This window comes from Priestia sp. 53B2 (assembly GCF_056099005.1).
Genome location: NZ_JBLZXA010000023.1, coordinates 63,443 through 78,584, shown reverse-complemented (window position 1 = coordinate 78,584; position 15,142 = coordinate 63,443). Strand labels below are relative to the sequence as shown.

12 protein-coding genes and 1 pseudogene are annotated in these 15,142 nt (G+C 34.0%); 2 read left to right on the top strand and 11 right to left on the bottom strand.

Features of this window, described 5'->3' with window-relative positions:
• Positions 1-366: 366 nt before the first annotated feature.
• Both ACN6NE_RS20175 and ACN6NE_RS20170 read right to left on the bottom strand, forming a co-directional pair.
• Positions 367-825 carry a hypothetical protein gene (locus ACN6NE_RS20175; RefSeq protein WP_129709766.1) on the bottom strand — a complete coding sequence of 153 codons (459 nt, stop codon included), beginning with the start codon at positions 823-825 and terminating at the stop codon, positions 367-369.
• A 1,665-nt stretch (positions 826-2,490) separates the two neighbouring features.
• Positions 2,491-2,835, bottom strand: coding sequence for a winged helix-turn-helix transcriptional regulator (locus ACN6NE_RS20170; protein WP_013058343.1), 345 nt, complete (start codon positions 2,833-2,835; stop codon positions 2,491-2,493).
• A gap of 142 nt (positions 2,836-2,977) precedes the next feature.
• Between ACN6NE_RS20170 and ACN6NE_RS20165 the strand changes: the two genes are divergently transcribed.
• Positions 2,978-3,562: an NAD(P)H-dependent oxidoreductase gene (locus ACN6NE_RS20165; protein WP_209150434.1), complete on the top strand. Its 585-nt coding sequence runs from the start codon at positions 2,978-2,980 to the stop codon at positions 3,560-3,562.
• A 531-nt stretch (positions 3,563-4,093) separates the two neighbouring features.
• Positions 4,094-4,894: a DUF2935 domain-containing protein gene (locus ACN6NE_RS20160; protein WP_129707701.1), complete on the top strand. Its 801-nt coding sequence runs from the start codon at positions 4,094-4,096 to the stop codon at positions 4,892-4,894.
• Between the two features lie 378 nt (positions 4,895-5,272).
• On the opposite strand, the gene ACN6NE_RS20155 is transcribed toward ACN6NE_RS20160, so the two are convergent.
• From ACN6NE_RS20155 to ACN6NE_RS20115, 9 genes and pseudogenes are all read right to left on the bottom strand, one after another.
• Positions 5,273-5,476: a twin-arginine translocase TatA/TatE family subunit gene (locus tag ACN6NE_RS20155; RefSeq protein ID WP_165351707.1), complete on the bottom strand. Its 204-nt coding sequence runs from the start codon at positions 5,474-5,476 to the stop codon at positions 5,273-5,275.
• Between the two features lie 72 nt (positions 5,477-5,548).
• Positions 5,549-6,793, bottom strand: a complete 1,245-nt coding sequence (efeB, locus tag ACN6NE_RS20150) for an iron uptake transporter deferrochelatase/peroxidase subunit (RefSeq protein ID WP_438616522.1) — start codon at positions 6,791-6,793, stop codon at positions 5,549-5,551.
• A 15-nt stretch (positions 6,794-6,808) separates the two neighbouring features.
• Positions 6,809-7,972, bottom strand: a complete 1,164-nt coding sequence (gene efeO, locus ACN6NE_RS20145) for an iron uptake system protein EfeO (RefSeq protein WP_474326864.1) — start codon at positions 7,970-7,972, stop codon at positions 6,809-6,811.
• A gap of 19 nt (positions 7,973-7,991) precedes the next feature.
• Positions 7,992-9,479, bottom strand: coding sequence for an FTR1 family iron permease (locus ACN6NE_RS20140; RefSeq protein WP_129707695.1), 1,488 nt, complete (start codon positions 9,477-9,479; stop codon positions 7,992-7,994).
• Positions 9,480-10,107: 628 nt separating this feature from the next.
• On the bottom strand, positions 10,108-10,263 hold the full coding sequence (locus ACN6NE_RS20135; RefSeq protein ID WP_098590622.1) for a DUF1540 domain-containing protein: 156 nt from the start codon (positions 10,261-10,263) through the stop codon (positions 10,108-10,110).
• A gap of 146 nt (positions 10,264-10,409) precedes the next feature.
• Entirely contained in the window at positions 10,410-10,919 is a 510-nt protein-coding gene (locus tag ACN6NE_RS20130; RefSeq protein ID WP_129707692.1) for a DoxX family protein, read from the bottom strand.
• A 336-nt stretch (positions 10,920-11,255) separates the two neighbouring features.
• Positions 11,256-12,050, bottom strand: a complete 795-nt coding sequence (locus ACN6NE_RS20125) for a DUF2935 domain-containing protein (RefSeq protein WP_129707691.1) — start codon at positions 12,048-12,050, stop codon at positions 11,256-11,258.
• A gap of 950 nt (positions 12,051-13,000) precedes the next feature.
• Positions 13,001-13,687: an MBL fold metallo-hydrolase gene (locus ACN6NE_RS20120; protein WP_474326856.1), complete on the bottom strand. Its 687-nt coding sequence runs from the start codon at positions 13,685-13,687 to the stop codon at positions 13,001-13,003.
• Between the two features lie 372 nt (positions 13,688-14,059).
• Positions 14,060-15,114 (bottom strand): annotated as a pseudogene (locus tag ACN6NE_RS20115) (IS3 family transposase); the annotation flags it as partial.
• Between the last annotated feature and the right edge of the window lie 28 nt (positions 15,115-15,142).

The window sequence follows — 15,142 nt, the reverse complement described above, 5'->3', positions numbered from 1 at the left end:
GGACTAACTGGAAAAGTAAATGCAAACCTCGGATACCATCCAAAAAAATAGCACGAAAAAACCGCCCTACAAAAGTAAGGCGGTTCTCCGATAAGTTTTATCTTACAAAACTAAAACCATGTAGAATCTTTATATTTTGGAAATTATACCATTTAACGAAAAAAAGAGCAACCCTAAAGTTACTCTTTCTCTCAGCAAAAACTAACACAAATGTGTGCATTGGTGCTCAAGGAGTGTTCAATAAAGTATACTTTTGCGGACACGAAATTGAAATGTTTATACATATTTCCCTTCCGAAAATGGTGATTATTTAAATGAAGAGTAAATAAAGAAAAGCCTCCTTTTAAACAAAGAGGGCTTTTAAGTTTAATTTTGTGGAAATAAAAATGTTTGTCTAAATTTTCGTGCAGAATATTTCTTTCCATCCTTCATAACTCTAAAGGGTTCTTCTTTCCACGTTACAACTACTTCAATCTTTTTTGAGTCAACCGAAATAGGTTGATTTTGATGATGGAAGAAATTCTGTGAATCAGGTATTTTAAATGTGATTAATTCGCTTTTAGTATTTGTATTTGGCTCATCTCTATAGATTTCTACTGTAGCATCATAAACCTGTGCACCTAAGTTTCTCACATCGATACTATAGGTATTAAACTCATCATTATCCTTCAAGTTCTTAATATCGGGTTTGTCTATCATTACTTTCCAATGGTTTGATGATTGAGAAGCAGGAAGCTTTTCTGGTGTATAAGCGTAAGTATTAACAGAACCAAAAATGATGGAACATAAGCAACTACTAACAATTAAGATATGTGCTTTCTTCATTATAGACCCCTCCAAATTAAAAGATAAGAGTATTATTCTTCCAATTAGGGCTAATATACATGATTTTTATTGCGCTAAACGGACCAATGAAGAGGAGACTTGACTGATTTCTGATAAAATCCATTATGTTAACTAAAAGTGCATAAACAGTATAAAAACAGAAACAACTACCGACCATGCTTCAGTAGTTGTTTTCATGAATAGTGAGTAATTAGAAGTTGTTTTTGAAATCATATATTGACCTCTGGATTAGTTTGTCCAAGATGTTATTTATTATGAGAGGAAACCAAAACTTCTTCAAACTTGTGGCTTTTGTCTAAGGCAAGTATATATAAAATACATATACTGTATTGTTCTATTATCTTTACTATCTTTGTAAGAATATTTATCGTTAAACATCATTTTTTCAACAAGGATCGTATGATTTTAAGCAGTAAAACTTATTTCTTGGGGGGAAGTAGGTTTTCTGTTTACATAGTTCGAATAAAGCTTAAGCTAAAAGTTTTTTCTTTGTTGTGAGGTTCGAAAAAGCTATTCTTGCTGCAAAATCCAAAGCTTGAAAACAGAAAAAGGGTAGTTGTAGTTGCAGAGTGATGATCCAATCCATCTTGAGTAGTTTGATCAAGTTATGAATAATTTATGTATTAAAAAGAAAAAACCACCTGATTTGTCAAAGGTGGATTTTCTTTAGAAATTCTACATGTAATTAGTTTGCTCAAAATACTATTAATTATCCTTCTGTATAAGAGCCGAGTATAAATTACTTTTAATAGGGGTTCCGAAAACAGGTTTTATGGTGCGACAAGAAGTCGCTTTTATATAGTGTGGCTTACGCCACTGGTTTAGACGCAAAAACTATCCCCGTCCAAAACTGCGGGCCTGGTAACGGGCTCGTGGGTTGCATGCGGAAATGCGGAAACAGAGAGTCAGTGCACGACTCGGAACACTGCTAGGGGAAGATGAGTATGGTGAACATTAGTGAAGGTTTGTACGCTTCGTAAGTGTTAGCTCAGGACAGTGCACAGATTTGCCTGGGTATTGGCAAGAGGAAAAGCAGATTCATAAAGCTGCTGTGACGCGTCCCGTATCTTGCCCGGAGTAAAGAACCCACCTAACCTCGTCGTATCTATAAGATGCGGAACTTGGTAAGCCCTTTGTCATCTGTGTAAACAGTAGGAGGACTGTAAAGTCAAACAATGTGATAGAGGGTAAAGGATACGAGAGAAAGCGAATGCCGTTACCTCGAAAGAGAACAGGAAAGCAGGAAACTGTATAACTGGACGGATACTATCGTTCTGACGGACAAACCCACGATAGGCCCGAAAGGGATTCTACTTCTCGTTGGTCTCTCGTAGGAACATAAGGTTGTGACTATCTTTTGACGAAAGAAACGTACTGTTATGTATACCTCCACTTGGAGCGTCGGCGTACGTTTTACTTACCGTTATGGTATGTGATGAAGATACGACAGCAAATGGACCTGCAATGGGAGGCTTGAGCCGATGTGTCTTGAAAGGGACTCGCACGGTTCTTAGGGGAGGCAGGGGCAGCGATGCCCCTAACTTACCCGACTAAACTGATTTTGTATATTACATACACTCTAATTTTGATGTTCTTTAAAGCTGAAATAGAATCTTCTTTTCCTTGGAAGAGTAATATTCCTGTTTATTTACTCTTTAAATATTTTTTGCTCCATTCGCCCATACTATGCAGGATAGGAAGGAAACTTTTCCCTAAGGGTGTTAAAGAGTATTCTACTTTTGGAGGAACTTCTTTATATACTTCTCTGTGTACCATTTGGTCTTCTTCTAATTCTCTTAGCTGACGTGTTAGGATTCCTTTTGAAATATTAGGTAGCAGCCTTTGAAGTTCATTAAATCTCCTGGTTTTTGTGCTTAAATGCCATAAAATGATGATTTTCCATTTCCCTGCAATTATGTCTTGAGTTTGTGTAACTGGACAAACTTCCTTATGCTCTTCTGGAGGTTGAGTGAACCAACTTCGTGCCATAATCAATACCTCTCCTTCTTTATGGTTCTATTTTTGTGACTATGTTATAAAAAAATGACTACTTTTAAAAAAACGTCTAAGACTATAATATTAGATTCCCCCTAATAATCAAATGAAAATAAATACTTGGAGGTTATTTGAAATGAAACATCTTATTGTTTATGCACATCCAAATCCAGAAAGCTTAAACCATGCAATCTTGGATACAACAGTTAATACATTAAAGAAAAACGGTCACGAAGTTGTTGTACGTGATTTATATGCACTAGATTTTCAACCTGTATTGAAACCAGAAGATACTGAAGCTATGAAAGCAGGACACACTCCTAATGATATTAAAACAGAACAAGAATTTATTTCTGAAGCAGACGCTATAACATTTATTTATCCTATTTGGTGGACAGGTCTTCCAGCCATTCTTAAAGGATATGTAGATCGAGTATTTGCATACGGGTTTGCTTATGCTCCTGGTGAAGAAGGGATCATTAAGCTTTTGAAAGGTAAAAAAGGCTTTATCATTAATACTCACGGCACTCCTAATGAAGTTTACGATGAGATTGGAATGACTGCTGGTCTGAAAATAACATCTGACATTGGAATATTTGATTTCACTGGAATTGAGACTGTAGAACATTTACTGTTTGGAAGTATTGGATATCTTGATGAAGAAGGATATAAAGGTATGTTAAACAAAGTTGAAGATACAATTAATCGTCATTTCTCATAAAAAGATAAAAATACTGCCTAATTAGGCAGTATTTTTTGATGGCACCTCTTTTATTTAGTGAGCTTTAAAGATTGTAATATTTAGCTCTTTAGGTTCCTAGAACATGAATTATGGTAACTAAGGTTGTATACTCTATATAGTCTAAAAAAGAAAAAAACTATTGGCTCATCAGGGACCAATAGCTTTTTTCATGACGTAATTAGAAGGTTGTGATGATCTTGTACATCTTGAGTAGTTTGCTCAAGTGATAATAACTTATGTATCACAAAGAAAACCTACTGATACGGAATAAAGCAGTAGGTTTTTCTTTTAGCATGTTGTCAACTTGAAGCAAGGAAGATTAGAGAGCCTCTTTATACTTTACTCTTATAACTGAAAATAAAAATGAAATATAACTGCTTTTTATAAAATGTATTTTGGTTTTGATAAAAGATTTAGCTTAAATGTGTTAGATTTTCTTTTATATATTAATATAAATAGGTTTTCTTTAATATGTATGGAAAGTGAATATCTTATTAAAGGAGGCAAATAATGAATAGTAACTATACTCAAAATGCAATTTTTGAACATGAATTTTGGATTCGAATTTTGAAAGACCATTCCCAATTTATCTTAGATGCCTTGGCAGAAAAAGAGGAAGAGGAAATACAAATGGCTAAAACTTTCATCCAAACTTTTAATAGTTTGTTAGAGAAAGTTAAAGCAGAACATAACAACCTAGAAAGCATTACAATGAAAGCTAAAGCTCAAACAATAGCACTCAAAGAATTTAAACTATCCTTATTAAAAAAGCACTTAACAACTGACTTTGCGATTCATCTTACACCTACTTTTCTAAACCATATGATCAATGAACTGGATGAGTATTTATTAATTCTTAGCTACTTAGAACAACAACAAATTCCACCCATCTTTCATGAGCTTCACCATCATTTATTATGGACATTAGATGCTGCGGGACATGCTGGAGCTATTTCCGATAGTCTTGATGCAGTAGAAAAGCAACTAAAACAAAAGAGTATGCAATTTTCTAGCCATTTTGAACATTTTTATCTGAAGGCTGTAGAATTAACTGGTTATTTAAGGACCAACCTTGAATCCTTTCCAGCATTAAAGAAAATGAACAAAGACGTTAAGTTAGAAATAGAGTTATTTCAAGTATTTCTTCATGAGATCGAAGAATTAGAACTATCAAACGAAATGCTTAGTACATTTTCTGCTTTAATGGCCGATCATATGATGAGGGAAGAATGCTACTATTTAACTAAGTTAGCGCAATCAACAAATACCGCAAAACCATCGTGTGACCCTACGTCATCTCATTATAAATAGGTACCAATTTCACCCTTTACATTCCAATATTTCAGATAGCTTAGAGTTACAACTCTAAGTTAAATTTTTATTTGTAAACTATTTAAACTGAGAAATATATCTGATTTTTAAAAAAAGCTATTCTTTTGGTTATTTTACAAAAAGGATAGCTTTGAAACGCTTGAGCGTTACTAATTCTTCTTAATTTGATGAAGATTCGAAATATCAAGTTTCTAACACTATAGAATAAACTACTCTTACGTTATAATCACTTCTTTTATATTAATGAGTGGTATTGCACAATCTTAGTCAACAAACCAAATATTGTAAAAAGCCAAGTTCTCTTCATATAAAGAACTTGGCTTCCGTATTTATCAAAAAATAACTTATCTCAATTTATTAAAGAGATGTTTTGTCATCTTTCACTTCGCTTTTTAATGATTTTTTATCCTCTTTATCATGGTCCTCCATAATTCCTTGGGTTGCATTCTTAAATTCACGAAGTGTTTTACCAGCAGAACGTCCTAATTCGGGAAGCCTTTTGGGACCAAATATAATTAAGGCTGTTACCCCTATTAAAACCGCACTTCCAGCTCCTATCATTATAATCACCTCATTTCTTATCTATATTAGTACTTAAACATTAACATCTATCCCAATAAAATTCTTATGAGCCTATTCTAATAAAGACTGTGCAATGTACTCTCCTTTACGGATTCCACGAGCACAAGCAAATATTGCACTGCCTATATGCTTCGTATACTCATTTAATTTATCCTGTTGAGACAACACCTTGAGCATTGGTACAAATTGCGTGTCAGGATTCTTTTGGTAACTAATGAACATAAGTCCTGCATTTATATTCCCTGTTTTGGGATCTACCCCATCTGTATAGGAGTACGCCCTTCTATAAATCTCTTGTTTTGTCCCTTTAGCTAAAGCCGTATGAGAAGTAGGAGGCATTTGCATAAGACTTACTTTATCGTGTTCTTTTACTTTTCCGTAAGGAGCCCCACTAGCCTTTTTTCGACCAAACGTGTCTTCTTGGTCTTTAAGAGATGATCGATCCCATACCTCTAAAAACATCTGAATTTTTCTGAAAGCCATATAAGTTCCACCCTGCATCCACGCTGGCTCTGAATTATTCGCCCAAATGATTCGATTATGGGATTCAGAATCAGTAGAAGAAACATTTGCCGTACCATCTTTAAAGCCAAATAGATTCCGTGGTGTTTTCTCATCTGGAGCGCTAATAAAGCCAGATTGCATCCATTTTACCTCTGCTATGCCTACTGCTGATTTAATAAGGTTTCGTACAGCATGAAATGCTACTTGTTGATCATCTGCACAAACTTGTACAGAAATGTCTCCTCCTATAAAAGGCTCTTGCAAATCATCTTTTGGCATTGCTGGAATATCTTTAAGATGTTTAGGCATCTTATCAGCTAAACCAAAACGATCTTCTCCATTCTTAGAAAAGAAAGAAGGACCAAAGCCAAATGTTAAGGTTAATCTGGAAGGAGTTAAATCTTGTGCTTCTCCTGTATCTTTTGGTGGAAGCCAATCATTATTATTGTCTTCGTTAACTTTCCCCTGAGTCATAGATTGACTCAAAACTGTCCATTTCTTGAAAAGATCTATAACTTTATCCTTTTGATTTGTTAATAAGTCAAAAGCAGCTACATAAGCATATGTTTGCTGAGGCGTTACAATTCCTGCTTGGTTTTTTCCATTAAAAGAAATAATAGAATCATCCACAGAATTGCTTGAGGCTTTCTCGCTTGAAGTTCCTAGCCCATTAGCCATATTAGCTAGAACGCCGATACTGCTTGTGCTTACCGCAACACCTACACCCGTTAGTACTGACATTTTTAACATATCACGACGCGTGTATTGTTTAGACCTCTTTGATTCTTTCACGTTCATTCTCCTTTTTTATTGAAATATCTCAGCTGTTTGGGCCATAGATTCCGATAAGGTATTTAACTGTTGACTCAGTTCTCGAATCTGTTCCTTCGTTAGTTCTGTGTATGGGAGATACGTTCCATCTTTTTGATACTTTCCTAAGGTAGCTGTTAGTTGATTAAATTCTTTATCTAATTGCTCTGAAAGATCTGGACTTTTTTCATTCAGAATTGGTAACACAGCATGATAGACAGCCAGAGAGCCCTCGACGTTTGAAGCTAAATCTACCAAGTCAATATGAGAGTATCTTTCCTCTTCCCCAGTCACTTTGGAAATAGCAGCTTCATTTAACAGTTCCATTGAACCAGCGACTACTTGTGTAGGTTCTAATTTAACTTCTTTTACTCGTTGCTGTAAATCCTTTACATCTTTGTTTAGTTGAGTTGCATATGTGTTCATTCCTTCTAAAGAAGAGTCTTTCCACATTGCTTTTTCAATGCGATGGAATCCTCCCCATTCTGAATTATCAACGTCACCTTCACGAGCATCAATTTTTGGATCTAAGTCACCAAAGCTTTCAGCAATTGGTTCAATACGTTCATAATATACACGAGCTTCTGCATAAGAAGCTTTCGCCTTTTCTAGATCTCCTGCATTCACAGCATCTGTAAAGGTAGTAGTCGTTTTTACTAACTGTTCTGTTTGGTCATTAACATATGATTTATAATTATTAACAGCCTTTTTCAGTGCTTCCGATGTTTTTGTTGCTGTTTGTTTCGCATTTTTTAGATTTTCTAACGAACGATCTAGCTGAACACTTAGTTCTTGCACCTTTTTCTGGTCAATTGAGTCTTTTTCTATTTCAGTAGATAATGGAAGGATATATTTTTCTGTATCTGTGTATAAAAGTGGGTATTTCTCACGAATGTTATTTTCATAAGATAGCCACTGATTATAAAGCTCTTTCCCATACTTCTTAATTTGTTTTTGATCCTTTTTCTCTAAACCATTCTGCAGTTTATTAAGCGTAGTTTGCATTTTCTTTACGTTATTTTTTAAAGTATCTTGTTTGCTTTCCTTCTCTTGACTAGCTGTTTGTTTCGTATCATTCTGATTACTAGAAGCTGTCGAATTACTGCATGCCCCTAAAGCTGGTACAGTTAGTAAAGATAAGGTAAGTGCAGTGTAAGTAATTTTTTTAGATAAGAACATGTTAAATAACCCCCTGGTTTTTTTTGTTTGTATTGTTTTTGTTGTTTTGTTTCCTTTTCTGAACGATAAGTATTGATAAAGCAAATCCAATTATAAGAAGTTGTGGCAATGTGCTATACCAAGAAGGGTATACACTTAACACATCAATGGTTGGAATGACATTTGTACTTAATGAAGGAACGATTCCTGATAACTGCAAACTATGTACACCTGACCCCATAAATTTGAGACACATATAAAACACGATAATACTAGAAATAAAGAAAAATGGTTTTAATGGCAATTTGATACCAATTTTTAACATGAAAATTCCAATAGCAATCAGAACTCCAAAACCAATGGCTACTCCCAAAATTAATTGTGAGGAAGACATTTGACTAGCCATACCAATTAAAAAGAGAACTGTTTCAATCCCTTCTCTTAAAATTGCTAAAAATGCTAGTATTGCGAATGAAATCATCTTTCCATTACTAAGAGCTTGGGCTGTTTTTCCATTGATAAATTTGTTCCACTTTTCAACATTTGAGTTGCTGTGTAGCCAATAACTAACATATAAAAGCATGAGGCTGGCAACTACCCCTGAAAAACCATTGATGAGAAAGTTATTTTGGCCGAAGGTAGCAGAGTTTAAAACATAAGTAACTAAAAAGCCAATTACTAAGCTACAAAGAATACCTAATGAGGCTCCTCCCCAAACCCAACGGTTCCCTTTAGTTGAAGGTCCTTTTTTGGTAATTGCAAGGAGAGCTCCAATAACTAATAAGGCTTCAACTCCCTCTCTAATTGGAATAAGAGCCGCATCCCACATACTATACGAAGTATTAACTAATGGTTTTAAATCAATAATCATTTTATCTATAATTTCAATACTTTTTTTAATCTCTTTAGGATTACTTAAAGATGAATCCAACTCTACTAATCTTCTTTCAGAATTATTGTAGACAACCTGAGATTTTCCTACAACATTCCCTTCTACACTTAGCCATTGGGATGTTAATTCTTGTACTTGAGCCTTTCCCTTTGGTATATCCTTTCTTTCTAAAGTTTTTTTAGTTTTTTCTAAAAGTTTCACATACGAGGCTAGACTTACTTCTTTATCTGATTGTGGTTTGGCTGTCAATTGGCCCTTGCTATATTGATTTAAGAAACTCTTAAGTGATTCTAGAGATTCTTCAGCCTTTTGTTTATCTTCATTTAACAAGGCTATAGATATGGCAGCTACTTCTCTTTCAATTTTGCCATGAGCATATAAAGAATCTTGTTGAATACCTGCCTTCATTTGCGTCCATTCTCGTTTAAATAATTGAAACGATTGATTAGCTCCGTCTAAATTTCCCCTTTTCGTATCAGAAATAGCCTTATCTATATATTGAATAGACTGCTTAGCTGTTTTTTTAGGATTAGTTTCTTTTGCAAAAGAATTAGTAGGAATTCCGGAAATCACTACCAGACCTACTACTATTAAACTAATAAAGATTTGTTTTATCATGCCTAACACTCCTATGTAGTAATGAAAATCATTATCATTGACTTCTTAATTATCATCAGAATATAATAACTTGTCAAACAAAATTTATAGGAAAAAATAAACAAATTCCCATTAGAAAAGTTATGTGGTTCAGCCTTTAGGTAGATAACACGAAAGGAGTGAATTTAATCTTGGCCCAATTTATTTGTCAGATATGTAATTCTGAATTTAAAAGCTACAATAAGAATGCAAAATACTGTTCTCAATCATGTAAAGGACAAGCCTATATTAAACATTCAATTAAAGAGTGTAAAATCTGCAGAAAAGAATATAAACCTATACGGGCTACAAGTAAATTCTGTTCTCTTAAATGTTGTGCTGCGGATAAGAAAAATAGAGTTGTTCTTATTCCTCTTTTCTCATCGGCACAATATACAGATTTAGTTACTATAATGGAGTTTCTAGAAAAGTAAAAGCGTTCAATGAACCTTATCCTATAAGGGTTATCGAACGGTTCTTATATTACCTTACTTATTATTTAAAGATGAAAATAAGTTAAAAATTAAACAAATATGAATGAAAATGATTATCAATATCAATACTATTAATAAATAAGGGTAACCATCTTCCTTATGGCTACCCTTATTTATTAGGCTTCTGGTATAAATGTTTTACAATCTGTATCCTCACTATTGGATGCCTGTTTGCCTTTATGGCTGACAACATATATCTCATCCGCAGTACATTTGTTGCCGGAATGCCAATACTTACAGTTGTTTACTTCACAAAGAATGTTTTGCTCCATATTATCACACCTCCTCTTTTGTTATGATTAACAAATTGGAGGTAGTTGATACTCGCCGTTTATCAAGTTTTCCTACCGCTATAAACCTAAGATCAGTAATAAAAAAGACCGCCAATATGGCGATCTTTTGAACTTATCTAGAAAAACTAAGCCACATTTTTAACCTCAGTGGTTTTATTAGCAAATAATTTATCTTTAAGTCGTGATCGCAACACACCATCTACTCCATATCTACCTGCATTTAAAGCAGAAACAAGAATAAACATCGACAATAAAACAAGTTGTACATTGGTACTCGTTGAACCACTAAACAAATAAGAAAAATTCATAACAAGACCAAAGAATACGGCTGTTTTAGTAAAGCAACCAATCAATAAACCTATTCCGACTAGTAATTCTCCCCAAGGTACTAATGTATTAAATAGTTCTACATGAGGAATGGCTAGGTTTTCTAGAAAGACAGCCCACCATCTCTGAACTGCCGGGTGATCTCCAGTTGCTTGTGCTAATGCTCCTTTCAAAAAACCAGAAGCATCAAACTGTCCGCCTGCTATTTTCCCCCAGCCAGCCATTAACCATGTATATCCAAGATATACACGTAACGCAGCCAAAAGTATAGAGACCTTCTTGTTTTGTCTTAAAACTTCAATAAACATTTTATTTCCTCCAATAAACAAAATATAAGTACTAAAATATAATAGCACAATTGAAAATGAATATCATTATCATTTTGTAAAAGGTATGTAAAAAAAATTCTCGCAGCAATCGTAAAAAGCATCGTCTATGTGAATAACCCATATATAAAATTCTAGGCGGTGTAAGAAATCAACGGAGTCATAAAAAAGATAGTCTTATAAAGGTTAAGAAGATAGGTTTCCCTCAAATTACATACCCCCAAAGGTAATAACAAAAGGCTTCATTAAAATCCGAAGCCTTTGAATGTAAGTCATTAAGATTCGTAAAGAAGAAAGTTCATATTTAACATCAATGTATTATTTATGTGCTTGAAGACTTTTTTCAAACATATCGATAATATGAAGGAACCTTTCAGCCTCTCGAAAAACATGATCGGCCAGAAGAGGATGGATAATGCTTTTAATTCTACATTCCTCAATTAAATCTCTGGCTGTTTTTTTAAAGTCTCGAAGGGAAGCTACAGAAACACGATTCTGATCAAGAAATTGATTTAAAAGAGGAACCGTTTGAGATTGTGGTTTCATAGACTCTAAATCTCTTGCTTGAAAAACCAATTGATCAAAATCATGACTAAAGTTTCTGGCCATATCGACAAGTTTTCTTTCGGATGGATCAAGAAGATGACCTATAAACTGGGCATGATCAGCCATAATCCTTAAAAAGAAGACATTTTCCTTTATAATGGCATCAGCGAGTGGCTTCAATTTCCCTTCGTTTAATTCAATTAATCGTTTTCTAAAATAGTTGGCTTCTCTACTAATATGATCAACCAAAAGAGGAAAGTTATTTGAACCCGGTAGTTTACAGGTCAGGATTAGGCCTAAAACTTTTCTCTTAAAAGCAAATATACCTGTGGCTGCTTGTTGGACTTCTGAATTAAATCTTTTCATTTGCTGCGGATCTGTTTGATTCGTAAATGAATGAGATCGTTGTTCAATTTCCTCAAACAAATGATAAAATTGATTGGCCTCGTCAATTAATTGTGTATCCTCACATCTGAAACCTAATCGAAGAAACAAAGAATGTTCCTTCATGATTCTTGACCAAAAACGAATTTCATCTAAGGACCGTGCAACAAATGCGTTAGTCATTATTACCCCTCCTACAATTGTAAAATAGTTTCATTCTAAGTTATTCTGCTTTATGTCTGGACATGCTTAGGCTCACATAAAAAAGCTCAAATCTTTACAGACTTGAGCTTCTTCAATATATTCTTATATTCAATAGATTATTTAGATGAATGGAACTGCTGTATAAAAAGAAGATATATTAATTAGCCCTCCTTGATTTTTAACACTACATATTAGGAATACAGCAACAAATGTAAATCAAGTATTGCAGCGCTATTTTTGCTAAAAGCAGACCGAGTTTGAGGTTCTTCAAACTATAAAATTGGTTTTTCTATATTTTTGAGGGATGGAATAAAAGATTTTTATTTCAGCCTTTTTATTACAAAAAGAACAGGTGAGTTTTAGAGTAGTAAATCTTCTTTACATGGGGAATTTCAAGGCGTATGAGTCCCTCCTTCACATGTTGATTACATACCATCAGCATATGCTTCACATTTTTCACCTCTTTTTCAGCTAGGATTTTATATAAGCATATGAGACAATTAATACTATTTATGAATATATAAATACAAGGGCCGATAATTTGGGATTCTCTACTATGATCTTATAGAAAGAGCTACCTCGGGTATTAGAAAGAGGCAGTCCATATGGGAAACTTAAAACGGACTTTTTCCAAAAAGACTATTTTTATAGAAACTGTCATATGTATAAAACGTGCGCTTTTTATACATTTCTCTTACCTCCGTCTAATAGAGAAACCTTGTGAGATCAACAATGTATAAAAAGCTGCATACCACATATATTTTTCTGCTTAAGAACCCTTACTCCCAGAAGGTTTTTTTTTGATGTGTACCGGAAAGAGTGATTATGGGTACCGATTAAGACTTATAAAAACATCGTTAATAATTTAATACAAATCAAAAGGATAGAATAGATCCTGATAATTAGGCCTATTTTCTTTTAGTCTCCAACTATAAAGTTAATTTTCCACCGTGATAACAATAATAAGTTTCTGCTTTAAGATTTTTAATCTTTCTTAAAGACTGTTCTGCTTCCTTAATATTTAAACAAAAGTATGGATTAGCGATAGCCAATTCATGATTCTCATTAACAGCTGCATCACCCGTAATTACACTCTTTAAACTTGGAAAATATAATGAAATATGTCCGGAAGTATGCCCTGGTGTTGCTACTACTCTACAATTGTTATCTAAAATCATATCGCCATCAAGTACCTTTTCATCAATAGAAACATGATTTAAAGTCTTTAATTGCTGTATAAACCATTTACCAAATTCAATTTTTTCATTTGACATAGTTTTGAGCATTTCCTCGGCTTGAATCAACCTTTCTGACTTCATTTCACCACTTATGTATTTTGATTCGGTTTCACTAGCAATAATATTGACCCAAGGATACTTTTCTTTGAAGTCATATAAGGAACCTATATGGTCATCATCATAATGAGTAATAATTATATTCTTTAACTCCTTTATTTCATATCCTTTTTTTGAGATTTCTTTACTAATTAAAGTTAAAAAACCTGTATACCCTGTATCGACTAAGGTTAGTTCATTATTCAATATAATTAGGCTAGGATAAATGAGATTTTTTTGTCCATTAAATTCAAATTCAATTGGTAGTTCTACTATTTTCACTTTTCTCCCTCCATACTACCCATTTGTGAACCGTTGGGTAATCGAATATACTCTACATTTATTTTTCGTCTTTTTCTTTCTTTTCTAATTCTTATAAATTATATCACCGTTTTTTATGTTAATTTCACATATCAATTAGATATTGAAACCCCTTATATTTTTTCTAATCATGATAGTCACTCTAAAATTCATCTTAAAGTCACATTAAAAATAGATGAAAATAGTAGAAATTTATAAATTTAGTGGTATAGTAACAGCTACATAAGCTCTCTAAGAAAGAAACTTTATTATAAATTAGCTATATTAGATTAATAAAGACAGGAGTAATTGTTGGATTTGAGTCAATAATTTGGACACAAAAAAAGTTAAGTCTTAAGTTGATTTTCTCATTTGATCCTCAATTGCTTGAGGGGTTTGATAGCCGAGGCTACTATGGATTCTGTTTCGGTTATACCATCCTTCTATAAACTGAAATATGGCTAATTTTGCAGCTGAATAGTCTGTGTATTGCGTATGATACACTTCTTCTTTCTTTAATATGGCATGAAATGACTCTATGCAGGCATTATCATAAGGGCAGCCTTTCTGGCTGAAAGACTGCTTCATCTCGTATTCGTGGACATGCTGAGTAAACTCACTACTCGTGTATTGTGAGCCAAGATCCGTATGAAGAAGTAAGCCCTTTCCGGGCTTTTGAACAGTGTAAGCGTTCCCAAATGCTTCTATAACCAGTTCGGATGTCATGGAACGGGAAAAAGAATAGCCAACGATTTTTTTAGAATGCAAATCTAATACAGATGCCAAATAGCACCAACCATCTCTTACCGTAGGGATATACGTAATATCTGCCACCCATTTCTCAATAATGGTCTGTGTAGAGAAATCTCGTTTTAACAGATTATCTAGCTGCATAACCTTTTCTTTTGACGGATAAGGACGGTATTTTTTCTTTGTGATCGAACGAATTCCTGCCTTTTTCATTAAGCGTTGAACACGCTTTAGGCTTAGGTAACACCCGTTATTTACTAAGGCCTGATGAATTTTGGGAGCACCATAACGTGCTTTACTTTTCACATGAATTCGTTGGATTTCTTTCGTCAGCTTCTGATTTTCCTGTTCGCGGTTTGATACCGTCTTCTTGAACGATTGGTAGTAGCTACTTCTTGGAATCGTTAACACTTCACACATTTTCTGAACGCTGTATTGCCCTTTATATGTCTCGATAAAATGGTTGAGCTCTGCTTCTGTCACTTTTTCGCAAATATGGCCATAGCCTTTTTTAGAATATCTAGTTCTTGTTTTAACCGAAGGTTTTCCTTCTGAATTTCAGCTAATTCTTTGGGTGTTAGAGAGCCTTCCTCTGAGCTGATAGGTGTAAATGCCTTTATCCATTTATAGATTGTTACTTCTGATACGGCTAGCTGGGTACGTTGGGCTTATGGAACGGAGATTGTT